The 26,308-nt window shown below is 63.4% G+C and carries 27 protein-coding genes and 1 pseudogene; 19 read left to right on the plus strand and 9 right to left on the minus strand.

From position 1 onward, the window contains the following. From NKI06_RS27675 to NKI06_RS27695, 5 genes and pseudogenes are all read right to left on the minus strand, one after another. Positions 1–206: pseudogene (locus NKI06_RS27675) on the minus strand (signal recognition particle-docking protein FtsY); the annotation flags it as partial. A gap of 12 nt (positions 207–218) precedes the next feature. Continuing rightward, positions 219–1,538: a tRNA (N(6)-L-threonylcarbamoyladenosine(37)-C(2))-methylthiotransferase MtaB gene (mtaB, locus tag NKI06_RS27680; protein ID WP_352987714.1), complete on the minus strand. Its 1,320-nt coding sequence runs from the start codon at positions 1,536–1,538 to the stop codon at positions 219–221. Continuing rightward, positions 1,538–2,422 (minus strand): diaminopimelate epimerase, encoded by an 885-nt coding sequence (dapF, locus tag NKI06_RS27685; protein ID WP_023687687.1) that lies wholly within the window; start codon positions 2,420–2,422, stop codon positions 1,538–1,540. Before dapF ends, mtaB begins: the two co-directional genes overlap by 1 nt. A 73-nt stretch (positions 2,423–2,495) precedes the next feature. Next, entirely contained in the window at positions 2,496–2,657 is a 162-nt protein-coding gene (locus NKI06_RS27690; protein ID WP_023683859.1) for a DUF1328 family protein, read from the minus strand. Between the two features lie 94 nt (positions 2,658–2,751). Continuing rightward, positions 2,752–3,375 (minus strand): hypothetical protein, encoded by a 624-nt coding sequence (locus NKI06_RS27695; protein ID WP_245261720.1) that lies wholly within the window; start codon positions 3,373–3,375, stop codon positions 2,752–2,754. A 376-nt stretch (positions 3,376–3,751) separates the two neighbouring features. Between NKI06_RS27695 and NKI06_RS27700 the strand changes: the two genes are divergently transcribed. Both NKI06_RS27700 and zapE read left to right on the plus strand, forming a co-directional pair. Continuing rightward, positions 3,752–4,291, plus strand: a complete 540-nt coding sequence (locus NKI06_RS27700; protein WP_023687689.1) for a protease inhibitor Inh/omp19 family protein — start codon at positions 3,752–3,754, stop codon at positions 4,289–4,291. A gap of 30 nt (positions 4,292–4,321) precedes the next feature. Next, positions 4,322–5,506 (plus strand): cell division protein ZapE, encoded by a 1,185-nt coding sequence (gene zapE / locus NKI06_RS27705; RefSeq protein ID WP_352987715.1) that lies wholly within the window; start codon positions 4,322–4,324, stop codon positions 5,504–5,506. A 207-nt stretch (positions 5,507–5,713) separates the two neighbouring features. Here the strand turns inward: zapE and NKI06_RS27710 are convergent, their stop codons facing one another. Continuing rightward, on the minus strand, positions 5,714–6,136 hold the full coding sequence (locus NKI06_RS27710; RefSeq protein WP_352987716.1) for a GNAT family N-acetyltransferase: 423 nt from the start codon (positions 6,134–6,136) through the stop codon (positions 5,714–5,716). Positions 6,137–6,376: 240 nt separating this feature from the next. Between NKI06_RS27710 and mdh the strand changes: the two genes are divergently transcribed. The 11 genes from mdh to lpdA all read left to right on the plus strand — a co-directional run bounded on the left by mdh (position 6,377) and on the right by lpdA (position 18,106). Continuing rightward, complete coding sequence (gene mdh, locus NKI06_RS27715; protein WP_352987717.1) at positions 6,377–7,345, plus strand: malate dehydrogenase; 969 nt, start codon at positions 6,377–6,379, stop codon at positions 7,343–7,345. Between the two features lie 33 nt (positions 7,346–7,378). Further along, positions 7,379–8,572 carry an ADP-forming succinate--CoA ligase subunit beta gene (sucC, locus tag NKI06_RS27720; RefSeq protein ID WP_023752712.1) on the plus strand — a complete coding sequence of 398 codons (1,194 nt, stop codon included), beginning with the start codon at positions 7,379–7,381 and terminating at the stop codon, positions 8,570–8,572. Positions 8,573–8,578: 6 nt separating this feature from the next. Further along, the gene (locus NKI06_RS27725; protein ID WP_352987718.1) at positions 8,579–8,950 is read left to right on the plus strand and encodes a cupin domain-containing protein; all 372 of its coding nucleotides are present in this window, start codon (positions 8,579–8,581) and stop codon (positions 8,948–8,950) included. Positions 8,951–8,952: 2 nt separating this feature from the next. Further along, positions 8,953–9,441 carry a DUF1579 family protein gene (locus NKI06_RS27730; RefSeq protein ID WP_023710227.1) on the plus strand — a complete coding sequence of 163 codons (489 nt, stop codon included), beginning with the start codon at positions 8,953–8,955 and terminating at the stop codon, positions 9,439–9,441. 12 nt (positions 9,442–9,453) lie between these two features. Next, on the plus strand, positions 9,454–10,356 hold the full coding sequence (gene sucD, locus NKI06_RS27735) for a succinate--CoA ligase subunit alpha (RefSeq protein ID WP_023730253.1): 903 nt from the start codon (positions 9,454–9,456) through the stop codon (positions 10,354–10,356). Between the two features lie 132 nt (positions 10,357–10,488). Further along, positions 10,489–13,476 carry a 2-oxoglutarate dehydrogenase E1 component gene (locus NKI06_RS27740; RefSeq protein ID WP_352512802.1) on the plus strand — a complete coding sequence of 996 codons (2,988 nt, stop codon included), beginning with the start codon at positions 10,489–10,491 and terminating at the stop codon, positions 13,474–13,476. A 48-nt stretch (positions 13,477–13,524) separates the two neighbouring features. After that, complete coding sequence (odhB, locus tag NKI06_RS27745) at positions 13,525–14,817, plus strand: 2-oxoglutarate dehydrogenase complex dihydrolipoyllysine-residue succinyltransferase (protein ID WP_352987719.1); 1,293 nt, start codon at positions 13,525–13,527, stop codon at positions 14,815–14,817. Positions 14,818–14,827: 10 nt separating this feature from the next. Further along, the gene (locus tag NKI06_RS27750) at positions 14,828–15,412 is read left to right on the plus strand and encodes a hypothetical protein (protein ID WP_352987720.1); all 585 of its coding nucleotides are present in this window, start codon (positions 14,828–14,830) and stop codon (positions 15,410–15,412) included. After that, positions 15,409–15,924 carry a hypothetical protein gene (locus tag NKI06_RS27755; protein WP_352861425.1) on the plus strand — a complete coding sequence of 172 codons (516 nt, stop codon included), beginning with the start codon at positions 15,409–15,411 and terminating at the stop codon, positions 15,922–15,924. The genes NKI06_RS27750 and NKI06_RS27755 overlap by 4 nt, the downstream gene beginning before the upstream one ends. Next, complete coding sequence (locus tag NKI06_RS27760; protein WP_352987721.1) at positions 15,921–16,676, plus strand: SDR family oxidoreductase; 756 nt, start codon at positions 15,921–15,923, stop codon at positions 16,674–16,676. Before NKI06_RS27755 ends, NKI06_RS27760 begins: the two co-directional genes overlap by 4 nt. 23 nt (positions 16,677–16,699) lie before the next feature. Next, a complete protein-coding gene (gene lpdA / locus NKI06_RS27765; RefSeq protein ID WP_352987722.1) occupies positions 16,700–18,106 on the plus strand; it encodes a dihydrolipoyl dehydrogenase in 1,407 nt (468 codons plus the stop codon). An 848-nt stretch (positions 18,107–18,954) separates the two neighbouring features. Here lpdA and NKI06_RS27770 read toward each other — a convergent pair. Continuing rightward, the gene (locus NKI06_RS27770; RefSeq protein ID WP_352987723.1) at positions 18,955–20,019 is read right to left on the minus strand and encodes a TraB/GumN family protein; all 1,065 of its coding nucleotides are present in this window, start codon (positions 20,017–20,019) and stop codon (positions 18,955–18,957) included. A 74-nt stretch (positions 20,020–20,093) separates the two neighbouring features. Continuing rightward, on the minus strand, positions 20,094–21,032 hold the full coding sequence (locus tag NKI06_RS27775) for a tyrosine recombinase XerC (protein WP_352987724.1): 939 nt from the start codon (positions 21,030–21,032) through the stop codon (positions 20,094–20,096). Between the two features lie 118 nt (positions 21,033–21,150). Here NKI06_RS27775 and rimM point away from each other — a divergent pair, with 118 nt between their 5' ends. Both rimM and trmD read left to right on the plus strand, forming a co-directional pair. Then, a complete protein-coding gene (rimM, locus tag NKI06_RS27780) occupies positions 21,151–21,750 on the plus strand; it encodes a ribosome maturation factor RimM (protein ID WP_352987725.1) in 600 nt (199 codons plus the stop codon). After that, entirely contained in the window at positions 21,747–22,445 is a 699-nt protein-coding gene (gene trmD / locus NKI06_RS27785; protein ID WP_352987726.1) for a tRNA (guanosine(37)-N1)-methyltransferase TrmD, read from the plus strand. The genes rimM and trmD overlap by 4 nt, the downstream gene beginning before the upstream one ends. Here the strand turns inward: trmD and NKI06_RS27790 are convergent. After that, positions 22,427–23,179, minus strand: a complete 753-nt coding sequence (locus tag NKI06_RS27790; RefSeq protein ID WP_023745412.1) for a sulfite exporter TauE/SafE family protein — start codon at positions 23,177–23,179, stop codon at positions 22,427–22,429. The genes trmD and NKI06_RS27790 overlap by 19 nt on opposite strands. A 325-nt stretch (positions 23,180–23,504) precedes the next feature. Between NKI06_RS27790 and rplS the strand changes: the two genes are divergently transcribed. The 4 genes from rplS (at position 23,505) to NKI06_RS27810 (ending at position 26,178) form a co-directional block, all read left to right on the plus strand. Further along, entirely contained in the window at positions 23,505–24,065 is a 561-nt protein-coding gene (gene rplS / locus NKI06_RS27795; protein WP_023687704.1) for a 50S ribosomal protein L19, read from the plus strand. Between the two features lie 152 nt (positions 24,066–24,217). Continuing rightward, positions 24,218–24,646 carry an organic hydroperoxide resistance protein gene (locus NKI06_RS27800; protein ID WP_023670524.1) on the plus strand — a complete coding sequence of 143 codons (429 nt, stop codon included), beginning with the start codon at positions 24,218–24,220 and terminating at the stop codon, positions 24,644–24,646. Then, positions 24,643–25,140, plus strand: coding sequence for a MarR family winged helix-turn-helix transcriptional regulator (locus NKI06_RS27805; RefSeq protein WP_352987727.1), 498 nt, complete (start codon positions 24,643–24,645; stop codon positions 25,138–25,140). The genes NKI06_RS27800 and NKI06_RS27805 overlap by 4 nt, the downstream gene beginning before the upstream one ends. Before the next feature lie 237 nt (positions 25,141–25,377). Then, complete coding sequence (locus NKI06_RS27810; RefSeq protein WP_023687705.1) at positions 25,378–26,178, plus strand: transporter substrate-binding domain-containing protein; 801 nt, start codon at positions 25,378–25,380, stop codon at positions 26,176–26,178. The last annotated feature ends 130 nt before the right edge of the window (positions 26,179–26,308 follow it).

Here is a 26,308-nt window from a genome sequence, read left to right on the forward strand (position 1 = left end):
CGACCCTCCCCATCGAGGGGAGGGTGGGGCGTCGGCGGTTCGGGCTCCTCGCGCTTCAAGAACTCCGGAACGACCTGCTCGGCCGCCGGCTTCAGCGCCTCAAGCGCATCCCATTTGATCGGCGGCAGGGGAGCGGTTTCGTCGATGCGCCCCTCGACGACTTCCTTCTTGCCGAACGAAAATATGTTCTTGAAAAAACCGGCCATGCTTCAATCGTCTCAGGCGGCGCGGGCAGTGAGCGGGGCTGCTATCAGGCGCGCGCCGTCATGGCCGGTGATGTCTGCCTCGACGATCTCGCCCGGCGCGCCTGTGCCGAGCGCGGCAAGCGTGAACCCTTCGGTGCGGCCGAGGCCGTCGCGCTCGATAAGGATCGTTTGGCGCGTTCCCGGGAGGGACGACAGATGGCGGCGATACGCAGCCTCACCAGCGGCGCGCAGCTGGGCCGCGCGCTGCTTGACCAGTTCGCGGCGGACCTGCGGCATGCGCGCGGCGGGCGTGCCTTCGCGCGGCGAAAACGGGAAGACATGCAGGTGCGTCAGCCCACATTCCTCGACAATTTTTGTCGAATTCTGAAACATTTCCTCGGTCTCGGTCGGGAAGCCGGCGATGATGTCGGCGCCGAAGACGATTGCCGGGCGCAATTTGCGCACATCTTCGCAGAAGCGGATCGACTGGTCGCGCAAATGCCTGCGCTTCATGCGCTTCAGGATCATGTCGTCACCTGATTGCAGCGACAGATGCAGATGCGGCATCAGCCTGGGTTCGGTGGCGATGGCGTCGAGCAGATCATCATCCGCCTCGATCGAATCGATGGAGGACAGCCGCAGCCGCTTCACATCAGGCACCTGCTTCAGGATGGTCTTCACCAGCTTTCCCAGCTTCGGCGCGCCCGGCAGGTCGGCGCCGAAAGAGGTCATGTCGACGCCGGTCAGCACGATCTCGGCATAGCCGTTGCCGGCGAGACGCTTGACCTGCTCGACAACCGCGCCCATCGGCACCGAGCGCGAATTGCCGCGGCCGTAGGGGATGATGCAGAAGGTGCAGCGGTGGTCGCAGCCATTCTGCACCTGCACGAAAGCGCGCGCCCGGCCCTCGATGGCGTCCACCATATGACCGGCGGTCTCGCGCACCGAGAAAATGTCGTTGACGCGCGCCTTCTCGGTGTCGTTGACGCCGAAATCCGGCAGCGCGCGGTAGGAGTTGGCCTTCAGCTTCTCTTCGTTGCCAAGCACGAGGTCGACCTCGTCCATGGCGGCAAAATTCTGCGGTTCGGTTTGCGCGGCGCAGCCGGTGACGATGATGCGCGCCGCCGGATTTTCGCGGCGGGCCTTTCTGATCGACTGCTTGGCCTGGCGCACCGCTTCGGCGGTGACGGCGCAGGTGTTGAAGATGATGGCGCCGCCTTTGAGCGCGCCGAGGCCTGCGCTTTCGGCCTCGCGGCGCATCACTTCGGATTCATAGGTGTTGAGACGGCAGCCGAAGGTGACGACGTCTATGCCTTGGGAGTTGGGTCCCTTGGTATCGGCAAGTGCAGACATCAGGCCGCGCTTTCGGTGTCGCGGGCCCAGGTGCCGGTCGACGGATCGAAATTGCCGGAAAACTCCCATTCGGCAGCGCCGGTCAGGATGACGTGGTCGTCGTCGCGCCATTCCACATGCAGCGAGCCGCCGCCGGGCGTCATCAGCGTGACGCTGCGGCCGGTGCGCCGGGTGCGGGCAGCGGCGACGACGGAAGCGCAAGCGGCCGAGCCGCAAGCCCTGGTCAGGCCGGCGCCGCGCTCCCAGGTGCGGATGATCATCGTCTCCGGCGACGTTACCTGGGCGATGGTGATGTTGGCGCGCTCGGGGAAGATCGGATGGTTTTCGAGCAGCGGGCCGAAACGCTCGAGTTCATAGGACCAGACATCGTTGTCGACCCAGAAGATGGCGTGCGGGTTGCCCATCGAAAGAGCCGAAGGCGAATGCAGCACCGGCGCGTCGATGGGGCCGATCTGCAACTCGATCATGCGGGTGTCGCGGAATTCCTCAGCCAGCGGGATATCCTGCCAGCCGAAGCGCGGCGTGCCCATGTCGACCGAGATGGTGCCGTCGGCATGTTCGACGGCGTTGAGGATGCCGGCGCGGGTCTCGAAGGTGAAAGTCTTCTGGCCGGTTTCGGCGGCCAGCGCCTGGACGACACAGCGCATGCCGTTGCCGCAGGCCTGCGCGCCCGAGCCGTCGGAATTCAAGATGTCGATGTAAAAGGCGGTGCCCGGCGTGCGCGAATCGTGGATCGCCATGATCTGGTCGAACCTGGTCGCCGCATCGGCGTTCAGCGCGACAGCCGACGCCGCCGTGACCCTATCGGCACGGCCACGCATGTCGGCGACGATGATTTCGTTGCCGATGCCGTTCATCTTGGCGAAGGGGGCAGTGCCTGCCATGATCTGAGGTAATTCCTGTACGTTTCGCCGCTATATGGCGGAAACGGGCGGGAATTACCAGTGTGGGCTGCGTTTAGGTTACCGCGAAAACGCCGAGCACGATCAGCAGGAAGATGACGAGAACGATGCCGATCAGCACGCGCGCGCCGGTGGCGGCGGCACCGGCCAGCGCCGGCATGCCGAGCAGGCTGGCGGCGGCAGCAACGATGAGAAGAATGATGATCCATTTGATCATGGACAATGCCTCGCAAATTGACTGCAGCGGCCTAAGAACGCATCTGCCGCGCTCTGGTTCCCTCTTGCCGCGAGGCTCTCTCCGACTGGGCGCGCTATTCGGCAATCTCGAAGTCGGTCGTGAAAGGCGCCGTCTTTTGCGAGTTCTCGTCATGCATGAGGAAATCCGCTCGGTATTTGCCGGGGGGAACGCCATCCAGGGAGACGTTTAATTTGAAGAACATCTCTCGGTTATGCGAGCGCGAGGCGAGCTGGACCCGGCCAAGCTTTTCGACGGTTCCCAGCTTCTCGCCCGACTGGGAAAGCACGGTAAGGTCAACGTAAAGCGCGATCTGGTTGTTGCCGAGCCCATCCGAGCCGTAGCCGTAACCGACCGGCTCCATATAAAGCACAATCTCTTCGCCCGGCTTGTAGACATGGTTCGGGCGCTCGGCGTAGGCGCCGAACCCGCTGGCCGACATGATATGCTTCACATTTTGCACGCCAAGCGGCATCGCTTGCCACAGAGCGTCCTCGGCGCTGCGGAATTTGTCCAGCGCGCCGGCGCCATCACCCGCCTGCAGTGCCTTTTCGGCTTCAGCGGCGCGATCGGTGATTTCACCCGCGAAAGCGGCCGGCGTCGAAATTACCAGCGCGATCAAAACTGCCAAGATTGATTTCATCTGTTCCCCCTGTTGCGATAGACCATCGGCTAAAATGGCAGTGCCGTAAACGGCCAAATGCAGACTCCAGCCGCGCTCGATCTCGGGAACGTCCCAAACCTCGCCCGGACGCAAGGCGCGAAACCGCTCACGCGCCAGGCCTTGCGCCTCAAGCGCTTCAGTCAGTTTTGCGCCGGCAGTTGCGCTCGACCGCCGATGCGCCGACCTGCTGCGGGCTCCGGTGCCGCTTTCGCAACCAATGTACCGGTTGGAACCGCGCTAGAGCGAAGACATGCCTTTTGTCCGCCAGCCATTTTGCGACAAATTTACAACAATTCGTGGTGCAAACCCTATTTTAACCATATCGGGTTGAAATTTCGCCACCTTCTCCATCTTGGTGAGGGGTGAGATTGTGCGGACGGCTTCCCCCCAGCCGGATCCGACGGAGGTTTGAATGATTTTTTCGAGAAGCGGGCTGATGGCCGTATCGCTGGCAGCGCTCGTTGCGAGCGGCTGTTCGACCTCGCGTTTTTCATCGATGGATGACCAGCAGCCCGCCCCGCTGCAGCCCGCGCCCGCCGGCACGGTGAGCGGAAGCCAACTGCCGCCCCCGGCAGCGCCGGGCACCACCGACCCATCGCAATTCCCGACCGCGCCGGCAGGCGCGCAGGTCGCCTCGCTGCCGCCGGACGGATCGGCGCCGGCCGGAGCCTCCGACCTTACCGCTGCGAGCGTTGCCGGCGTCTGGAACGCCAGCGTGTCCGGACAGAGCTGCAAGGTGGCGACGCCGCAGACCAAATTCGGCGCCGGCTTCCGCGCCGGGCCGCTGCATTGCCCGCCGCCCATCGACGGCATCAAATCGTGGAACGTCGCCGGCAAGCAGCTGACGCTCTATGACGAGAATGGCGGCACGCTGGCGCGGCTCTATTCCTCGGGCGGTTCGAAATTCGACGGCCAGACTACCAACGGCTTGCCGATATCGCTTACAAGATAGGCTGCCTATCCCTAGACAGCGACGTGACCGATGCATCTGCGTGACGGCCTCCAGACCCATGCGACCGTCAGGCAGCGCTACGACCATCTGGTCGCAACCGGCGCCATCGAGCGCGATCCTGCGCAGGAGCGCATCGCCGCCGCGCTCGACCGGCTGACCGACGAGATCTCGGTCAAGCGGCTGGCGCACAAGTCGAGCGCGCTCGGCTGGCTGTTTGCCCGCAAGCGCGAGACGCGCGAGGTCGTCAAGGGCCTCTACATTCATGGCGGCGTCGGTCGCGGCAAGACCATGCTGATGGATATGTTTTTCGAGCTTTTGCCGGTCAGGCGCAAGCGCCGCGTTCATTTCAACGACTTCATGGCCGATGTGCAGGACCGCATCCAGAAGCACCGGCAGGCGCGCAAGAACGGCGACGTCAAGGAGGACGACCCGATCCCGCCGGTCGCGCTTCAGCTTGCCGAAAAGGCCTGGGTGCTGTGCTTCGATGAGTTTTCGGTCACCGACATTGCCGATGCGATGGTCCTGTCGCGGCTGTTTTCGGCGCTGTTCGCCAATGGCGTGGTTCTGGTCGCCACCTCGAACGTCGCGCCGCAGGACCTTTATCGCGACGGGCTGAACCGCCAACTCTTCCTGCCCTTCATCAGCATTCTCGAGCGCCACGCCGATGTGCTGACGCTCGATGCCGACAAGGACTACCGGCTGGAAAAGCTCGCCCGCACGCCGGTTTATGTCACCCCGGCGGATGCCGAAGCCGATCGTGTGCTCGACGAGGCCTGGCAGGCGATGACGCGTGGAGCGCCGACGGCCGAGACCTCGCTGACGCTCAAGGGGCGGCAAGTGAGGATACCGGCTGCCGCCGGGGATGCAGCGCGGTTTTCCTTCGCCGACCTCTGCGAAAAGCCGCTCGGCGCACGCGATTTCCTGGCCATTGCCGGCCGCTTCTCGACCGTCTTCATCGATCACGTGCCGGTGCTGGGCGAAGGCAAGCGCAACGAGGCCAAGCGCTTCATCCTGTTGATCGACACGCTCTACGATCATCACACGCGGCTGGTGGTGAGCGCTGAGGCTCCCCCGCCTGAGCTTTACACGGCCAGACGCGGCGTCGAGGTGTTCGAATTCGAACGCACGGCCTCGCGGCTGATCGAGATGCAAAGCCGCGACTGGCTGGAAGACTGGGCGGAACGGCAGAAGGACAACGCGGAAGCGCAGGTCTGAGGGTTCCAAGAGGTCATTATGTGTGATCCTTCGCGCCCCCCTCCGTCCTGCCGGACATCTCCCCCACACGGGGGGAGATTGGCGGTTTCGGCGCTCCGCTCATTCCTACGGCCATTGGAGATTGGCGAAAGGTCGCGTGACGTCCGATCTCCCCCCTCGTGGGGGAGATGCCTGGCAAGGCAGAGGGGGGCGCTGTCCCGCCGACGCCTAAAGCTCATACACATACATCACAAACGACTCCGCCGGCCCATGCACCTCCTCGCGCGATTCATAAAGCGCGCCCCCTGGAACATTGTCCGGTTCGGTGCCGACCCAGGCTTCGCCGCATCCCTGCTCGCGGCCGAGCGCGAACATGGCGTCGAGCATCTTTCGCGCGATGCCATGGCGCTGGAAGGCCGGCGAGACGCCGACTTCGTCGATGTAGAGTTCGGTCACCTTGTCGGGATGGCGGTGGATGATGGCAGCGCATTGGCCGACGACGACGCCGTCTGCCAGCGCGACAATCATTAAATGACCCGGCGAGGCGAGGTAAGCGGCAAGCCTGTCGGCCCGCACCGGCTCGTCGAGCACGTCTTCGGCGATGCGCTTCACAAGGGCGTCATCGCCTGGATAGAGTCTTCTGATTTCCACGTTCGTTGTATAAAACCTCTCAAGTCGGCTTACAAACTTTGACGTTTACGTAAACCCCAATGTTTCTAACCGATTGAAATTGTTCACTCGAAAATAATCGATTGAATATATTTTCCACCAGGGCTACTGGATGCGGCGAAATCTCGCTGAGACCACAGCATTCCGGCCTCTTCCTCGACGCCGTCAACCAGATCACCAGAGATTTGGGCGTCGTCACAGACAAAGGGAAAATTTCCTCACATGGCACGCAACAAGATAGCGCTTATCGGCTCCGGCATGATCGGCGGCACGCTCGCTCACATGGTCGGCCTCAAGGACCTCGGCGACGTGGTGCTGTTCGATATTGCCGAGGGCATTCCGCAAGGCAAGGGGCTCGATATCGCGCAGTCGTCGCCGGTCGACGGTTTTGACTCCCGGCTGACCGGCGTCAATGATTATGCCGGGATCGAGGGCGCCGATGTCTGCATCGTCACTGCCGGCGTGCCGCGCAAGCCGGGTATGAGCCGCGACGATCTGCTGGGCATCAACCTCAAGGTCATGGAACAGGTCGGCGCAGGGCTGAAGAAATACGCGCCCAAGGCTTTCGTCATCTGCATCACCAACCCGCTCGACGCCATGGTCTGGGCGCTGCAGAAGTTTTCCGGCCTGCCCAAGACCCATGTCGTCGGCATGGCCGGCGTGCTCGACAGCGCGCGCTTCCGCTATTTCCTGGCCGAGGAGTTCAAGGTCTCGGTCGAGGACGTCACCGCCTTCGTGCTCGGCGGCCATGGCGATTCCATGGTGCCGATGATCCGCTATTCCACGGTGTCGGGCATTCCGCTGCCGGACCTCATCAAGATGGGCTGGACCTCGAAGGAAAAGCTCGACCAGATCGTCCAGCGCACCCGTGACGGCGGCGCCGAGATCGTTGGCCTCTTGAAGACCGGCTCGGCCTTCTACGCGCCGGCGGCTTCCGCAATTTCGATGGCCGAATCCTATCTCAAGGACAAGAAGCGCGTGCTGCCTTGTGCTGCGCATCTCTCGGGCCAGTATGGCGTCAAGGGCACCTATGTCGGCGTTCCCGTTGTCATCGGCGCCGGCGGCGTCGAGCGCATCATCGAGATCGACCTCAACAAGGCCGAGCAGAAGATGTTCGACGCTTCGGTGGCGACAGTGCAGGGCCTGACCGAGGCTTGCGTCAAGATCGCCCCGCACCTCGCCTCGAAGTAATCCCCCAAAGCAGCCGATCCGGAGACCATCCAGATGAACATCCATGAATATCAAGGCAAGGCGCTGCTGAAGTCGTTTGGCGCGCCGGTGGCCGAAGGCGTGCCGGTGTTCAAGGCAAGCGAAGCGGAAGCCGCGGCACAAGCGCTGCCCGGCCCGCTCTATGTGGTGAAGAGCCAGATCCACGCCGGTGGCCGCGGCAAGGGGAAGTTCAAGGAACTGTCGCCCGACGCAAAGGGCGGCGTGCGGCTGGCTAAGTCGGTTGCCGAAGTCGTTGCCAACGCCAATGAGATGCTTGGCCACACGCTGGTGACCAAGCAGACCGGCCCCGCCGGCAAGCAGGTCAACCGTCTTTATATCGAGGACGGCGCCGACATCGAGCGCGAGCTTTATCTGTCGATCCTGGTCGACCGCTCGGTCGGCCGCATCGCTTTCGTCGTCTCGACCGAGGGCGGCATGGACATTGAAGGCGTCGCCCACGACACACCGGACAAGATCATCACCCGCGCCATCGATCCGCTGGCCGGCGTGACGACCATCGACGTCGACATATTGGTGGAAGCGCTGGGCCTCACCGGCGATGCCGCCAAGGATGCCGGCACGCTGTTCCCGATCCTCTACAAGGCCTTTGTCGAGAAGGACATGAGCCTGCTCGAGGTCAACCCGCTGATCGTGATGAAGAACGGCAGGCTGCGCGTGCTCGACGCCAAGGTGTCGTTCGACAACAATGCGCTGTTTCGCCATCCCGAGCTGATGGAACTGCGCGACACCACCGAAGAGGACGAGAAGGAGATCGAGGCGTCGAAATACGACCTCGCCTATGTCGCGCTCGACGGCAATATCGGCTGCATGGTCAATGGCGCCGGCCTTGCCATGGCGACGATGGACATCATCAAGCTCTATGGCGCGGAACCCGCCAACTTCCTCGATGTCGGCGGCGGTGCGTCCAAGGAAAAAGTGACGGCAGCGTTCAAGATCATCACCAGGGACCCGGCGGTCAAAGGCATTTTGATCAACATCTTCGGCGGCATCATGAAGTGCGACATCATTGCCGAGGGCGTCATTGCCGCGGTCAAGGAAGTCGGCCTGGAAGTGCCGCTGGTGGTGCGCCTCGAAGGCACAAACGCCGAACTCGGCAAGAAGATCATCAATGACAGCGGCCTCAACGTGGTGTCGGCGGACGATCTCGACGACGCAGCCAAGAAGATCGTGGCGGCGGTGAAGGGCTGAAGGCGAATGCCTCCGCGCAAGATAAACCTCGTCGAGGCGGCGGATGCGAAGATCAGCAAGGTCTTCGATCCGCATATTGCCGGCGACGTCAATGACAGCCAGGCGAAGGTTGCCAAGTTCGGCGAGACCTTCGACTGGCATGCGCATGAGCATGAGGACGAAGCCTTCCTCGTCCTGCGCGGGCGCATCGCCATCGATTTCCGCGACGGTCCGGTCGACCTCGGCGAGGGCGATTTCATCGTCGTGCCGCGCGGCGTCGAGCACCGGCCGCGGTCGCTGACCGCCGGGCCGGTGGTGCTGATGTTCGAACCGGCAACGACGCTCAACACCGGCAACGCCAAGAGCGACCTCACCGTCTCCGACCTGAAGCGGCTCTGATCATGAACGCCTTCTCGCTCTCGGCCGATCACCAGCGCCTGCAGGCGCTGGTCGGCGCGTGGCGCGGCGAGGAAGAGGTGGCGGAAACGCAGTGGGCCGATGGCGGACCGGCGACGTCGGACGTGCTGGCAGAGGCACAGTTCGGCGGACTGTTCGTGGTCCAGCGCTATCGCCAGCGCCGCGACGGCACGGTCTCGTTCGGCTCGCACAGCGTGTTCGGCTTCGATCAGCCAAACAGGCTCTTCACCATGCACCAGTTCGACTCCATGGGTTTTGTGCCGGCCTCGCCGGCCACAGGAACGTGGAACGGCGATGAGCTGGTTCTGGAGCGGTCGTCGCCGCGTGGCTCAGCGCGCGTGACGTATATTTTCGACAATGCCGATGCCTACCGGATGCGACTGCATTTCAAACCTGCCGGCAGCGACAGCTGGCAAGACATGGTGAGCGGCGTCTACCGGCGCGTCTCGCCTTCCCCGATCAACGGCTTTTAGAAAAGGGCTCCGATGTCCATTCTCATCGACAAGAACACCAAGGTGCTGGTTCAGGGCCTGACCGGCAAGACCGGCACGTTCCACACCGAGCAGGCCTTGGCCTATCACGGCACCAAGATGGTCGGCGGCATCCATCCCAAGAAGGGTGGCGAGACCTGGACCGGCGCCAAGGGCGAAAACCTGCCGATCTTCGCTTCCGTTGCCGAGGGCAAGGAAAAGACCGGCGCCAATGCCTCGGTTGTCTATGTGCCGCCGGCGGGCGCCGCCGAAGCCATCCTCGAAGCCATCGAAGCCGAGATCCCGCTGATCGTCTGCATCACCGAAGGCATTCCGGTGATGGACATGGTCAGGGTCAAGGCGCGGCTCGACCGCTCGACCTCGCGGCTGATCGGCCCGAACTGCCCCGGCGTGCTCACCCCCGACGAATGCAAGATCGGTATCATGCCCGGCAACATCTTCCGCAAGGGCTCGGTCGGCGTTGTTTCGCGCTCGGGAACGCTTACCTATGAGGCAGTGTTCCAGACCACCAATGTCGGCCTCGGCCAGACCACCGCCGTCGGTATCGGCGGCGACCCCGTAAAAGGCACCGAGTTCATCGACATGCTCGAAATGTTCCTTGCCGACGACGAGACCAAGTCGATCATCATGATCGGCGAGATCGGCGGTTCGGCCGAGGAAGACGCCGCGCAGTTCCTCAAGGACGAGGCCAAGCGCGGCCGCAGGAAACCGATGGCGGGCTTCATCGCCGGGCGCACTGCGCCGGCCGGTCGCACCATGGGCCATGCGGGCGCGGTCATCTCCGGCGGCAAGGGCGGCGCGGAAGACAAGATCGCGGCGATGGAATCGGCCGGCATCAAGGTATCGCCATCGCCGGCGCGTCTGGGCACGACCCTGGTCGAGGCGATCAAAGGCTAAGTGAGTAGCGAGTAGTGAATAGCGAATAGGGAAAAGAGAGTAACGGCGCGACCCGGAAAAAATCCCTACTCGCTATTCGCTACTCACTATTCACTTTTGAAAAGGAGACGGAGCCAGGCTCCGCAGACAAAAATGGCAAGACAAGATCAGGCCAACGACCAATTTTCGCTCACCTCTTTCCTGTATGGCGGCAATGCCGACTATATCGACGCGTTGTATGCCTCCTATGAGGATGATCCAGAGTCAGTAAACCCCGAATGGCAGGATTTCTTCGCCGGGCTGAAGGACGACGCCGGCGATGTGCGCAAGAACGCCAAGGGCGCTTCCTGGGCAAAGCCGTCCTGGCCGCTGCAGGCCAATGGCGAACTGGTGTCGGCGCTGGACGGCAATTGGGGCATCGTCGAGAAGCATCTGGAAAAGAAGGTCAAGGACAAGGCGGTCACCAATGGCGTCGTGCTATCGGATGCCGACGTGCATCAGGCGACGCGCGATTCGGTGCGCGCCATCATGATGATCCGCGCCTTCCGCATGCGCGGCCATCTGCACGCCAATCTCGACCCGCTCGGCATCGCCAAGCCGCTTGAGGACTATAACGAGCTGTCGCCGGAAAATTACGGTTTTACCGCAGCCGACTACGACCGGCCGATCTTCCTCGACAATGTGCTCGGCCTCGAATTCGGCACCATCCGGCAGATGCTGGAGATCCTGACCCGCACCTATTGCTCGACGCTAGGTGTCGAGTTCATGCACATTTCCGATCCCGAGGAGAAGGCCTGGATCCAGGCGCGCATCGAGGGTGCCGACAAGGAGATTTCCTTCACCGCTACGGGAAAAAAAGCGATCCTGCAGAAGCTGGTCGAGGCCGAAGGCTTCGAGCAGTTCATCGATGTCAAGTACAAGGGTACCAAGCGCTTCGGCCTCGATGGTAGCGAAGGCCTGATCCCGGCGCTGGAGCAGATCATCAAGCGCGGCGGCCAGCTCGGCATGAAGGAGATCGTGCTCGGCATGGCGCATCGCGGCCGGCTGAACGTGCTGTCCCAGGTGATGGCCAAGCCGCACCGCGCCATCTTCCACGAGTTCAAGGGCGGCTCGGCCGCTCCTGACGAGGTCGAGGGCTCGGGCGACGTCAAGTACCATCTCGGCGCCTCGTCGGACCGCGAATTCGACGGCAACAAGGTGCATCTGTCGCTGACCGCCAATCCCTCGCATCTGGAAATCGTCGATCCGGTTGTGATGGGCAAGGCGCGCGCCAAGCAGGACTATCTGTTCGGCCGCAGCCGCGAGGAGATCGTGCCGCTGGAAGAGCGCGCCAAGGTGCTGCCGCTGCTTCTGCATGGCGATGCCGCCTTTGCCGGCCAAGGTGTGATTGCCGAAATCCTCGGCCTGTCGGGGTTGCGCGGCCACCGCGTCGCCGGCACGCTGCATTTCATCATCAACAACCAGATCGGCTTCACCACCAATCCGCGTTTCTCGCGCTCGTCGCCCTATCCGTCCGACGTCGCCAAGATGATCGAGGCGCCGATCTTCCACGTCAATGGCGACGACCCGGAAGCGGTGGTGCACGCCACGAAGGTGGCGATCGAATTCCGCATGAAGTTCCACAAGCCGGTGGTGGTGGACATGTTCTGCTACCGCCGATTCGGCCACAATGAGGGCGACGAGCCGGCTTTCACCCAGCCGATCATGTACGCCAACATCCGCAACCACAAGACGACGGTGCAGATCTATGGCGAGCGGCTGATCGCCGAGGGCCATATCAGCCAGGCCGAACTCGACAAGATGAAGGCCGACTGGCGCGCCCATCTGGAATCCGAATGGGAAGTCGGCCAGCATTACAAGCCCAACAAGGCCGACTGGCTGGACGGCGCCTGGTCAGGCCTGCGCACGGCCGACAACCAGGACGAACAGCGCCGCGGCAAGACCGCCGTGCCGGTCAAGGTGCTGAAGGACATCGGCAAGAAGCTGACCGAGGTGCCGAAGGGCTTCGAGGCGCACAAGACCATCATCCGCTTCCTCGAAAACCGCCGCCAGGCGATCGACTCCGGCGAAGGCATCGACTGGTCGACGGCCGAGGCGCTGGCCTTCGGCGCCATCCTGCTCGACGGCAATCCGATCCGGCTCTCCGGCCAGGATTCCGAACGCGGCACCTTCTCGCAGCGCCATTCCGTGCTCTACGACCAGCGCGACGAGACCCGCTACATCCCGCTCAACAATCTGTCGGCCGCACAGGCCGGCTACGAAGTCATTAACTCGATGCTGTCGGAAGAGGCGGTGCTCGGCTTCGAGTATGGCTACAGCCTGGCCGAGCCTAAGGCGCTGACGCTCTGGGAAGCGCAGTTCGGCGATTTCGCCAACGGGGCCCAGGTGGTGTTCGACCAGTTCATCTCGTCGGGCGAGCGCAAGTGGCTCAGAATGTCGGGCCTGGTCTGCCTGTTGCCGCATGGCTATGAGGGCCAGGGGCCGGAACATTCGTCGGCCCGGCTCGAGCGCTTCCTGCAGCTCTGCGCCGAAGACAATATGCAAGTCGCCAACTGCACCACGCCGGCCAACTACTTCCACATATTGCGCCGGCAGCTGAAGCGGGACTTCCGCAAGCCGCTGATCCTGATGACGCCGAAGTCGCTGCTGCGCCACAAGCGGGCGGTATCGACGCTGCCGGAGATTTCGGGCGAAAGCTCGTTCCACCGGCTTTTGTGGGACGATGCCCAGCTGCTGCAAAACCAGGTGATCAAGCTCACCAAGGATTCCAAGATCCGCCGCGTCGTGCTGTGCTCGGGCAAGGTCTATTACGACCTCTACGAGGAGCGCGAGAAGCGCGGCATCAACGACATCTATCTCTTGCGCGTCGAACAGCTCTATCCCTTCCCGGCCAAGGCCCTGATCACCGAGCTGTCGCGTTTCCGCAATGCGGAGATGGTGTGGTGCCAGGAAGAGCCCAAGAATATGGGCGCCTGGTCGTTCATCGATCCGTATCTGGAATGGGTGCTGGCTCATATCGACGCCAAGCATCAGCGGGTGCGCTACACCGGCAGGCCGGCGGCGGCGTCGCCGGCGACCGGGCTGATGTCGAAGCATCTGGCACAGCTCGCCGCCCTGCTCGAAGACGCGCTCGGCGAATAGAACAAACCCGGCGAATAGAACAGACAGAGAAGAAACGGAACAGGCACAATGGCTACCGAAATCCGCGTTCCCACTCTCGGCGAATCCGTCACCGAGGCGACCATCGGCAAGTGGTTCAAGAAGGTCGGCGATGCCATTGCCGTCGACGAGCCGCTGGTCGAGCTCGAAACCGACAAGGTGACGGTGGAGGTGCCTGCCGCCGCCGCCGGCACGCTGGGCGAGATCACCGCCAAGGAAGGCGAGACCGTTGGCGTCGGCGCGCTGCTCGGTTCGATCTCGGCTGGAGGCGCTGCCGCCGCCCCGGCGTCCAAGCAGGAGACCAAGCCGCAAGCTGTGTCGCAGGCGTCGAGCCCCGACGCGGCACATACGACCAAGCAGGCCGCGGCCGAGACCGCCAAGATTGCCGGCGATGCCGGGCCGGTCGAGCCGCGCACCATGCCGCCGGCGCCAGCTGCCGCAAAGCTGATCGCCGAGAACAATCTGTCGGTCGACCAGGTTTCTGGCTCGGGCAAGCGCGGCCAGGTGCTGAAGGGCGATGTGCTCGACGCGATTTCCAAGGGCGCGCCGTCGCAGCCGGCCGAAATTCCGAAGGCCGCACCGGCTCCGGTCGCCGTGCGTGCGCCGTCCTCGGGCGACGATGCGTCGCGCGAGGAGCGCGTGCGCATGACCAAGCTGCGCCAGACCATTGCGCGCCGGCTGAAGGAAGCGCAGTCGACCGCCGCCATGCTGACCACCTTCAACGAGGTCGACATGTCGGCGGTGATGGCGCTCAGGACCAAGTACAAGGACATCTTCGAGAAGAAGCACGGCGTGAAGCTCGGCTTCATGGGCTTCTTCACCAAAGCGGTTACGCACGCATTGAAGGAAATCCCCTCGGTCAATGCCGAGATCGACGGCACCGACATCATCTTCAAGAACTATGCCCATATCGGCGTTGCCGTCGGCACCGAAAAGGGTCTCGTCGTGCCAGTGGTGCGAAATGCCGACCAAATGTCGATTGCCGAGATCGAAAAGGACATCGGCCGGCTGGGCATTGCCGCGCGGGACGGCAAGCTGTCGGTCGCCGACATGCAGGGTGGTACGTTCACCATCTCCAATGGCGGCGTTTACGGCTCACTGATGTCGACGCCGATCCTCAATGCGCCGCAGTCCGGCATTTTGGGCATGCACAGGATCCAGGACCGGCCTGTCGTGGTCGGCGGCCAGATCGTGATCCGGCCGATGATGTACTTGGCGCTGAGCTACGATCACCGTATCGTCGACGGCAAGGAAGCCGTGACCTTCCTGGTCCGCGTCAAGGATAGCCTGGAGGATCCCGAACGGCTGGTGCTCGATCTGTGAGTGATCCGGGATGGCCGAGCCCGCCCCGCCGATCGACCTGTTCGAACTCCTGACGACTGGCCGCGCGGGTCCTCTCGAACTCGGCAAAAGCAGCCGTGAGGCGGTTCGACAACTGATCGACGCGGAGGATGTGCGGGCGGACGGTCATTATCGCCACGGGGACACGGAGTCCGCGTGGTGTATCTATGGCGCCAATTGCGAATTCTTCTTCAGCCCCGATTTTCGCTTGCGATCGATCAGCGTCGAGCCTTCCAAGACCGCCTTGGCACTCAATGGCATGATGGCGACCTGGCGCGGCGATTTCGAACTCAATCTGGGAAGACATCCAACCATTCTGGCTGGCAACGACCCGATTGCATTTCACGCGTTGCCGAAAGCGCTGCAGGTCCTGAACAAGCCTGAGTTCAATTGGACAATCGGTGGCGGCGATGAGCGCGACATCTATATCGAACTGTCGGAAGGCTCCCGCTGTTTGACCCTCAAGTATGAGATCAACACCATTCCGGTGGACGGGGATGCGAAAATTGACTTTGAGATAGATTACTTTCTAGCAGCGGTCTTCCTTGTCGACCGGGATGTTCAGGGCGACGAATGACAATCCGGTCCTTCCGCATTTCGCAGCGTGTTCTGGCCCTGTCGCTAGCAGCAGCGGTGGCGACGCCGATCCCCGCCCAGGCCGCCTGCCCGCTGGCTCTCGCCGTCTATGGCGATGCCGAGAGCGATGCCGGCATCGATTTCCGGCCGACGACGGATGCGGTCACCGTCACCAACTCCTTCACGATGGTGCTCGATAAAGGTGTCGTCCTCGACGGCATCGTCATGTGGACATCGGGCGTTTCGCGGCCGCACGGATCGCTGATGTACAAATGCCCGACCGGCGACGTCACCGGTGACGAGCTTGCCGCCTGCACGGTCTGGCAGGGCGTGGTCTACAGCGCCGACGACAAGGGCAACATTGCGCTGCTGGCGGCCGAAGGCACGGACGCGCCGCAGAGCCTGATCTTCCCCGATCTGGGTCCATCGTTGCAGATGTCGTCCGCCTTTGGCTCCAACGGTTTTTCGAAACTGCCGTGGGATGTGTTTTTGCTGAAAGGTTGCCAGGAATGAGCGCGGCGAAGAAAGTTCTTCTGGTCACCGGCGGCAGCCGCGGCATTGGTGCGGCCACTTGCCGGCTTGCGGCGAAGGCCGGCTACCGCGTCGCGGTCAACTATGCCGCAAACGAGGCCGCGGCCCAGGCGCTGGTCGCCGAGATCGAGGCCGGCGGCGGTGAAGCGATAGCGGTCAAGGGCGATGTCGGCGTCGAGGCTGACATCGTCGCCATGTTCGAAGCCGTCGATAGCGCCTATGGCCGGCTCGACGCCCTGGTCAACAATGCCGGAATCGTCGACGTCAAGGCGCGCGTCGACGAGATGAGCCTGGCGCGGCTGGAGCGCATGATGCGCATCAATGTCATCGGCTCGTTCCTGTGCGCGCGCGAAGCGGTCAAACGCATGTCGAGCAAGCATGGCGGCCAGGGCGGCGCCATCGTCAACATCTCGTCGGCGGCGTCGCTACACGGCTCGGCCGGCGAATATGCCGACTATGCCGCGTCCAAGGCGGCGATCGACACTTTCACGCTCGGCCTGGCGCGCGAAGTCGCGACCGAAGGCGTGCGCGTCAACGCGATACGGCCGGGCATCATCGACACCGAGATCCACGCCTCGGGCGGCCAGCCGGACCGGGTCGAGCGGTTCCGCGACATGCTGCCGATGAAACGCGCCGGCACGGCCGATGAAGTCGCGCATGCGGTTCTCTATCTTTTGTCGGATGAGGCGTCCTACACGACCGGCGCAATCCTGAATGTAAGCGGCGGCCGCTGAGCCCCAAGCTAAGGGAAACGAACATGGCTTATGATGTCGTTATCATCGGGTCGGGACCGGGCGGCTATGTCTGCGCCATCAAGGCGGCACAGCTCGGGCTCAAGGTCGCGGTGGTCGAGAAGAACGCCACTTTCGGCGGCACTTGCCTGAACATCGGCTGCATTCCATCCAAGGCGCTGCTTTACGCATCGGAAATGTTTGCCGAGGCCGGCCATTCCTTCGATGCGCTGGGTGTCGAGATACCGGCGCCGAAACTCAATCTGAAGAAGATGATGGCGCACAAGGACGCGACCGTTTCGGCCAACGTCAATGGCGTCGCCTTCCTGTTCAAGAAAAACAAGATCGATAGTTTCCGTGGCACCGGGAAGGTGGTTGCGGCCGGCAAGGTGTCGGTGACGGCCGAGGACGGCAAGGTCGAGGAGATCGAGACGAAAAATATCGTTATTGCCACGGGCTCCGATGTCGCCGGCATTCCCGGCGTCAAGGTCGACATAGACGAGAAGGTGATCGTGTCGTCGACCGGCGCGCTGTCGCTGGAGAAGGTGCCGGGACATCTGGTGGTTGTCGGCGGTGGGGTCATCGGTCTGGAGCTCGGCTCGGTATGGGCACGGCTCGGCGCCAAGGTCACCGTGGTCGAATTCCTCGACGCCATCCTGGGCGGCATGGACGGCGAGGTCTCCAAGCAGTTCCAGCGCCTGCTTTCCAAGCAGGGTTTCGAGTTCAAGCTCGGCGCCAAGGTGACAGGGGTGACCAAGGCCAAAAAGGGCGCCGCCGTTACGTTCGAGCCGGTCAAGGGTGGTGCGGCCGAGACCATCGAGGCCGACGCGGTGCTGATCTCGACCGGACGCCGGGCCTATTCCAACAGCCTCGGGTTGAAAGAAGCCGGCGTCGAGGTCGACGAGCGCGGCCGGGTCAAGACCGACGGGCATCTCAGGACCAACGTGGCCGGCATCTACGCCATTGGCGACGTCATCGCCGGTCCGATGCTGGCGCACAAGGCCGAGGATGAAGGCGTGGCGGTGGCCGAGACCATTGCCGGCCAGGCCGGCCATGTGAATTACGACGTCATTCCGAGCGTCGTCTACACCAGCCCGGAAATCGCTTCGGTCGGCAAGACAGAGGAAGAGCTGAGGAAGGCCGGCATCGACTACAAAACCGGCAAATTCCCGTTCACCGCCAACGGCCGCGCGCGCGCCATGCTCCACACGGACGGCTTCGTGAAGATCCTCGCCGACAAAGCCAGCGACCGCGTGCTCGGCGTCCACATTGTCGGCTTCGGCGCCGGCGAGATGATTCATGAGGCGGCGGTGCTGATGGAATTCGGCGGCTCATCCGAAGACCTCGCCCGCACCTGCCACGCGCATCCGACAATTTCGGAAGCGGTGAAGGAAGCAGCGCTGGCGACGTTCTTCAAGCCGATCCATATTTAAGGAAACGCTGGAGGGACAGCACCCCCCTCTGGCCTGCCGGCCATCTCCCCCTCGAGGGGGGAGATTGGACTTCACCGCCGCGTCGCGAGCTTTCAAGTTTCTCACGTTTCTAACCTGGCGCTGTTCGTGAACTGCCGATCTCCCCTCTCGAGGGGGAGATGTCCGGCAGGACAGAGGGGGCGGTGAAGAATCGCGACGCTCGCCGATAGGTGCCCCAAACAAAACGGCCCGCTTTTCAGCGGGCCGTTCTTGGCTGGAATCAAGATGCCAGATCAGTTGGCCAGATTACGGGCTCGGCGCCGGAGCAGGCGCGGGTGCCGGAGCTGGCGCAGGAGCCGGTGCGGGCGCAGGGGCTGGTGCGGGAGCCGGTTCGGCGGGCTTCATCGGCTCAGCCGGTGCAGGTGCGGGCGCCGGTGTGCTGGCTGCCGGCGGCTCTGCGGGCGCAGGATGTTCGCCGCTTCTGCCGAAAACATAGTACGCGACAATCGCAAGGATGACGACGACCAGCGCAATCAGCCAGCCGCTGCCACCACCCGACCTGGGCGCTGGATCGTTAGGGTTCGCCATAAAAGTGTCCTCCGTGGATGAAAAGCATCAATCAACACCCCTCAACGCGCAACCGTTGAACGGGTTCATACTAGGCCTTCAAATTGACGAACGCAGGAAAATTCTGATTCGCAACCGCTTGTTGGCCTGTATTTCCCCCGCAAAATCAATCACGAACGAGGTAGAACGAGCTTAGCTGGCCTTTTCCGCCAAAAATAGGGCCAACCGCCTCCGCTTTGCGAATCAGTTGCGCACCGCACAGAGCCGGGCTTACGTGATTCGGTATTCAAGACGGGCGCTGCTCAGTCGACGGCGGTGACGGTATAGCCGGCCTTGCGAAAATCCTCGACCAGGCCTTCGGGGCCGGGAAGATGCATGGCGCCGACGGCCATGAAGGCATTGCCCTTGGCCAGGATCGGTGCGGCATGGTCGGCCATGACCTTGTTGCGGCCGGTGATCATCGTCCGGTCGAATTCGGCGTAACCTGCGTCGTCGTCTTCGTCGGGCGAGATCGAACGCAACAGCGGCCAGAAGGTGCCGGTGTCGCCGCGCTGGTAAAGCACGATCATGGTTTCGTTGATGTCGTTTATCTTGTCGCCGAGCTTCAGGGTCTCGACCAGCCCTTTGATGTGGAACGCAATCGGCAGCGAGGCCATGGCGTGCAGCTGGCTGGCAGCGGTCTCCAACCCTTCCACCGGCTTCCCCAAGGCCTTGGCGTCCTGCGCCAGCTTGACGTCCAGAACCGGTGCGCCGCCTGCCTGACGGGCGACCTCACAGACCGGCAGCGCGACCATGGCCGACAGCAGCCACGGCTTCATCTTGGAGACGCTAGCCGGCGGAATGCCGCGCGCATCGAGCCCTTTGTTCACCACCGCCGCATCCTCCGGCGACAACAGCGACGACAACGTCGTGTTGTCGGTGAACATCATCAGCTCGGGTTCCTTGAGCATGGCCTCCATCATCTTCTGCTTGTCGAGCACGTCGGTGGTCTCGATGATGATGGTGCCGGCAGCGTCATAGGCTTTCCTGGCTGCCGGCGGCAGAGTGGTCACGCGCGGGTCGGTCATGTGCATGGTGCCGAACAGGAAGGACGGCTTTTCGCCTGATTTCTCCAGCTTCCACAACAGGCCCTTGCCGTTCAGCGTCGCCGCTGCTTCCGTCTCGATCCTGGCATAGGCGGCGGGGTCATCCTTCTGCACGGCCGACAGCAGATCGGCGCCGGCGCAGGCCGGGGCTTCGGCATGCGCCTTGCCCATGGCAAGCAGCAGCGCGACGAGAAAAGACAGAAAAAACAGGGCATTGAGCGCGACGAGCAGCTTCAGCGACACAAGGGCCGCGCGATCGGCAATGGCAAGGGCGCGTTTCATGGTGCGGTTCTAGGACTGAAAAGCGGCGAAACGGTTAACCGGCGTGGGGAAATTGTCCTGGACTTATACAGTGGTCACGCGCGGGGATGCGCGGATTCGTAAATCTCGAGCAGCCTTGCCGTGTCGACGCCGGTATAGACCTGCGTCGTCGACAGGCTGGCGTGGCCGAGAAGCTCCTGGATGGTGCGCAGGTCGCCGCCGCGGCCGAGCAGATGCGTGGCGAAGGAATGGCGCAGCGCGTGCGGTGTCGCAGTGTCGGGCAGGTTCAACGCCGAGCGCAGTTTCGCCATGTCGCGCTGGACGATGGCCGGGTTGAGCGGCCCGCCGCGGGCGCCGCGAAACAGCAGGCCCTTGGGGTCGAGATGGTAGGGACACAGTTTTCGGTATTCGGCGATTGCCCTGAGCGCCACCGGCAGCACCGGCACCAGCCGTGTCTTGCCGCCCTTGCCGGTGACGCGCAGCACGGTGTCGGCTTCCGATGCCAGATCGGCGGCGCTGAGGCCCAGCGCTTCGGAAATGCGCAGGCCGGAGCCGTAAAGAAGCGTCAGCACGGCGGCGTTGCGGGCGGCGATCCAAGGCTCTTCAGCCAGCTGGCCTTCCACCGACACGACATGTTTGGCATCGCTGGCGGTCAGCGGCTTGGGCAGCGATTTCGGCTGGCGCGGCGCGCGCAACGCCGCGGCACCGGCGGCATTGGCGAGACCGCGCCGCTCGAGAAACCGCAGCAGCGAGCGGATGCCGGCCAGACCCCGGCCGAGCGTGCGGGCCCCGGCCCCGCCGTTGCGCCGCGCGGCAAGAAAGCCGCGCAGATCGGCCGGGCGCAGAGTGGCGATGTCGGAAATACCGGGCGAGCCGCCGCAATGCCCAGTGAGGAAATGCAGGAACTGGCGCGTGTCGCGTTCATAGGCTTCGACGGTCGCCGGCGCCAGCCGGCGCTCGCGCGCCAGCATCTTCAGCCAGCTTTCGCGCGCTGCCTGGAGGTCGGGTTTTGCCGGGATGAGAAATTCCTGCATGCCGCCATTGTCAGGCAGCCGGGTTAGGAAGCGGTGAAGAACCTGTCATTGAAATGGCTCCGGTCGATCATTGAAATGACGCCCGTAGGGCGTTAGAGCAGGGCAAAGGATATCAGCCATGTCGAAGCCCCAGAACCCCGTGCAAATGGCCGTGATCGGCGCCGCCCACGGCATCAAGGGCGAATTGCGGGTGAAGACTTTCACTGGCGAGCCGATGGCGCTGGCCGATTATGGGCCGCTCTATGCCAAGGACGGCCGCGCCTTCCAGATCATCGACATCAGGCCCGCCAACACCGTCATGGTGGTGCGCTTCAAGGGCATTGCCGACCGCAACGCCGCCGAGGCGCTGGCCGGAACCGAGCTGTTCGTGGACCGCTCGATGCTGCCCGACGATGGCGAGGAGGACGAATTCTACCACGCCGATCTCGTCGGACTTGAAGTCCGCGACGATAAGGGCGCGGTCATCGGCAAGGTGGTGGCGGTGCATAATTTCGGCGGCGGCGACATTCTCGACGTTACCCTCGGCGGGCGCAAAGGCGTGCTGATCCCGTTCACCCAGGCCGCCGTGCCTCAGGTTTCGATTGCCGAAGGTTTTCTCCGCGTCGACCCGGCAGCCGCCGGCCTTGTCGAGGATGAGGATGGCGACGCGCCGCGCGAAGAAGATTTCGGCGCGAAGGGCCGACCGCGCGGGCCGCGCGAAGCCGGAGGCAACCGGTGACGTTCAAGGCGTCGGTGCTGACGCTCTATCCCGAGATTTTTCCGGGCGGGCTAGGCCTGTCGCTGGCCGGACGGGCGCTCGAAGTCGGGACATGGTCGCTGGAAGCGATCCAGATCCGCGACTTCGCCAGCGATCGCCATCACACCGTCGACGACACGCCGGCCGGCGGCGGCGCCGGCATGGTGATGCGCGCCGATGTGCTGGCCAAGGCGATCGACCACACGTCGCCGGCGGGCGATCCGCGGCCGCGTTTGCTGATGAGCCCGCGTGGAAAACCGCTGACGCAGGCACGTGTGCGCGAACTGGTCGCTGGGCCAGGCGCCGTCATCGTCTGCGGCCGGTTCGAAGGCGTCGACCAGCGGCTGATCGAGGCGCGTGGACTGGAAGAGGTCTCCATCGGCGATTTCATCCTGTCGGGCGGCGAGCCGGCGGCGCTCGTACTGCTCGACGCCGTTGTGCGGCTGTTGCCCGGCGTCATGGGCAATGCGGTGTCGGGCGAGGAAGAAAGTTTCGAGAACGGCCTGCTCGAACACCCGCATTACACGCGGCCACAGGAGTTCGAAGGCCGCCCCATCCCCGACGTGCTGGTCTCCGGTAATCACAAGAAGATCGCCGCGTGGCGGCGCGCGGAGTCCGAGAAGCTGACCAGGGAGCGCCGGCCGGATTTGCTCGCCGCTCAGCCCTTGGCAAAGTAGTAGACGGCGAGAAACAGGCCGACGGCGATGACGAAGCCGCGTACTGCGTTTTGCGGCACGCGCTTGGCGATCCAGACGCCGGCATAGCCGCCGAGCGCGCCGCCGGGGATCATGACGATTGCCTGCGGCCAGGCAACAACGCCGCCGGAAACGAAGACCAGTATGGCAACGGCGGCGATGACCACGGCCAGCATGTTCTTCAGCGCGTTCAGCCGGTGATAGTCGCCGGATTGCGTCAGGCCGAGCGTCGCCAGCATCATGACGCCCATGCCGGCGCCGAAGAAGCCGCCATAGATGGCGGTGGCGAACTGCGCCAGCGAACCGGTCAGAGAGCCGACCGTGGCTTCATGCCCAGGCTTCGGCGTTGGTTTGAGCCACGGCCCGGCGGCGAACAAGGCGGTTGCCGCAAGCAGCAGCCACGGCACCAGCGCGCGGAACGACGGATTTGAGAGCGCCAGCAGGATGAGCGCACCAGCCAGCGCGCCCAAAGCCGAGATCAGGCAAAGCAGCAGCGCGCCGCGCCAGAAATGCTTGATGTCGGTCCAGTAAGCCAGCGTCGAGGTGATGTAACCGGGAAACTGCGTCACCGAGGAGGTGGCGTTGGCGACGATCGGCGGCAGGCCGGCCAGCGTCATGGCGCCGAAGGTTATGAAGGTGCCGCCGCCGGCAACGGCGTTGACGGCGCCTGACAGAAAACCCGCGAGGAAGAGCAGGACTGCGTCGAAAACAGACATTGTAAGGCCGCCGGACAAGTGTGCTGCTCCCGGATTAGGAAGCTTGAAGGGCCGGCGCAACCCTGCACTGGACGATTGCGTGGTGGCATGCGACCAAAAAAGACAGGGCCAAGGCGTGACAAGTCAGTGAAATAGCTGTATGTGCCCGCCCGTACTGGCGAGAAAAATCTCCCGGACCCGTCAACAATGACGGTGTAGTCGCCCCTGCCCAATGTTTCGAAGACAGATGTCTCGGGGACAAAGGGCATAGCCGAGCGGTCCATGGAACTGCAAGGCGAGTGTCGGACGCTCTGACTGTCGGAAGAACAAGAAGTGGACTATTGAGATGGATATCATCCGTCAGCTCGAGGCCGAACAGGCCGCCAAGATCGAAGCCAAGCGCAAGCTTCCCGAGTTTCAGCCCGGCGACACCGTGCGCGTCCAGGTCCGCGTGACCGAAGGCACCCGCACCCGCGTCCAGGCCTATGAGGGCGTCGTCATCGCCCGCGCCGGCGCCGGCTTCCAGGAAAATTTCACCGTCCGCAAGATCTCCTACGGCGAAGGCGTCGAGCGCGTTTTCCCGGTCTACTCGCCGATGGTCGAAGGCGTCGAGATCGTGCGCCGCGGCAAGGTGCGCCGCGCCAAGCTCTATTATTTGCGCGACCGTCGCGGCAAGTCGGCCCGTATTTCGGAAAACACCGGCGTGCGCGCCCGCAAGCTCAACGATGAGGAACGCGACGCGCTGAACGCCGAGAAGGCCCGCATCGAAGCCGAGAAGGTTGCCGCTGCCCAGGCGCTGGCCGCCGAGACGGCCGCCAAGGAAGCTGCCGAGAAGAAGGCCGTCGACGAAGCCGCCAAGGCCGCCGACGAGGCTGCAAAGGCGGCGGAAGCGACCCCGGCCGAATAAACCTGGTCCAAGGATTTTGAAAGGCGGCTTCGGCCGCCTTTTTTCGTTTCACCAGACTGTGAACGATTGCCGGCCGAGAGTTTGGCCATGGCTGTTGACTCGAATTATCTTGTACACTAAATGATAGTGTACAAATAAAATGGAGAACTGACATGGCACTCTACACCACACAGGCTCGCGTCACCGGCGGCCGCGCCGGCCACGGCGAGACCAGCGACGGCCTGCTGAAGGTCGACCTCGCTTTGCCGAAGGAGCTCGGCGGACAGGGTGGCGCCACCAATCCCGAGCAGCTGTTCGCGGTCGGCTATGCCGCCTGCTTCGAAAGCGCCATCCGCTTCGTCGCGCGCAAGCAGAAGCTGCCGCTGGACGATGCGGCGGTGAGCGCCACCGTCAGCCTGCTTCCCAATGGTGAAGGCTTCAAACTTGGTGTCGCACTGGCCGCCGAGACCAAAGGCCTTGATCAGGCGGCGGCGGAAGCGCTTGTATCGGCCGCGCATCAGATTTGCCCCTATTCCAATGCGATCAAAGGCAATGTCGAGGTGGCGCTTTCGACCGTGGCGCTTCCGGCAAAGGCAGCATGACGACGAAGACCGAAACCAGGGCCAGCGAAGTCCCGGCGGACACCGCCGGGAGGATCGCCGTTCCGCGCCTCGACCAGCAGCTCTGCTTCGCGCTCTATTCGGCGAGCGGGCTGATGACCAAGCTCTATCGGCCGCTGCTTGACCCGCTCGGCCTGACCTATCCGCAATATTTGGCGATGCTGGCGCTGTGGCAGCATGCGCCGAGCACGGTCGGCGAACTCGGCGAGGCGCTGGGGCTGGATTCGGCGACATTGACGCCTCTGCTCAAGCGGATGGAAGCGGCTGGTCTCGTCACCCGCCGTCGCGATCCGGCCGACGAGCGCCGCGTGCTGGTCGAACCGACTGCCAAGGGCCAGGCGCTGCGCGCCCGCATCAAGGACGTATCCGCAGGCCTTGCCTGCGCCATGCCGCTGGAAGTCGAGAAGCTGAAGTCGCTGCACCGGACCTTGACCGGATTTGTCGCCAAGCTGCGTGAGGCTACGTCACCATCCTGATCCGTCATCTGACGGGTTCCCGTGTCCAGGAGGGGCCTGGTTTGCCGGCGGCGCAATCACGGAATAAATTCCGACCACGGGGCGTTCTAAAACCGCGTTGGTTGAAGGCATTGGAATCCGCTTTCACCGGACGCTGAGCACCGGACCGGCTTGCAAGCCGTCTGCGGACGGCTAAAGTCGCGCCTGGATTTTCATGCGAGCCCGGCTGCAAGCGGGCTTCTCATCCTGGAGCGTGTCATGACCAAATCGAAGCTGCTGCTGGCCGCCCTCGCGGCCTGTTTCCTCGCGCCCGTCGCTGCATGGGCGGCCGATGCGCTGCCCGATCTCGGCGGCAAGAAGGTCGTGGTGGTGACGGAAAACGCCTATCCGCCGCTGCAGTTCATCGACGCCAAGACCGGCAAGCAGATCGGCTGGGAGTATGACGCGATGGACGAAATCGCCAAGCGGCTGAACTTCAAGGTGGAGTACCAGAACACCTCCTGGGACGCGATGATCCAGGCGGTTTCCGACAACCAGTACAACATTGGCATGACCGGCATCACCATCAAGGACGACCGAAAGGAGAAGGTCGATTTCTCCGACCCCTATATGCGTTCGGAGCAGTTCATGCTGGTGCGCGCCGATGAAAGCCGCTTCACCGACGCCAAGACCTTCGCCGCCTTCAAGGACGGGTTGATCGGCGCGCAGGCCGGAACGACGCCGTTCTACACCGCCGTCTACAGCGTGCTCGACGGCAATGAGCAGAACCCGCGCATCAAGCAGTTCGAGACCTTCGGCGCTTCGGTGCAGGCCCTGAAATCCGGCGACGTCGATGTCGTCCTGACCGACGGCACCGCCGGCAAAGGCTATGTCGATGCCTCCGGCGGCAAGCTCAAGCTGATCGGCGGCCCGCTCGGCACCGAGGATTTTGGCTTCATCTTCCCGAAGGGCTCGGACCTGGTGAAGCCGGTCAACGCGGCGATCGCGGCGCTGAAGGCCGACGGCACGATCGAGGCGCTGAACAAGAAGTGGTTTCTCGACTACAAGATGGGGCAGTGATGTCCGACTCCTTACCCTCCCCCTTGTGGGGAGGGTCGATCCGCGAAGCGGAGCGGGGTGGGGGTGCCAGCGCCGGCGCGTTGTAAAGACCCTGTCGCGTATACACATAAACGCGCCCCCGAGACTAGGC

Source organism: Mesorhizobium sp. M0772, from assembly GCF_040320135.1.
GTDB lineage: Bacteria > Pseudomonadota > Alphaproteobacteria > Rhizobiales > Rhizobiaceae > Mesorhizobium.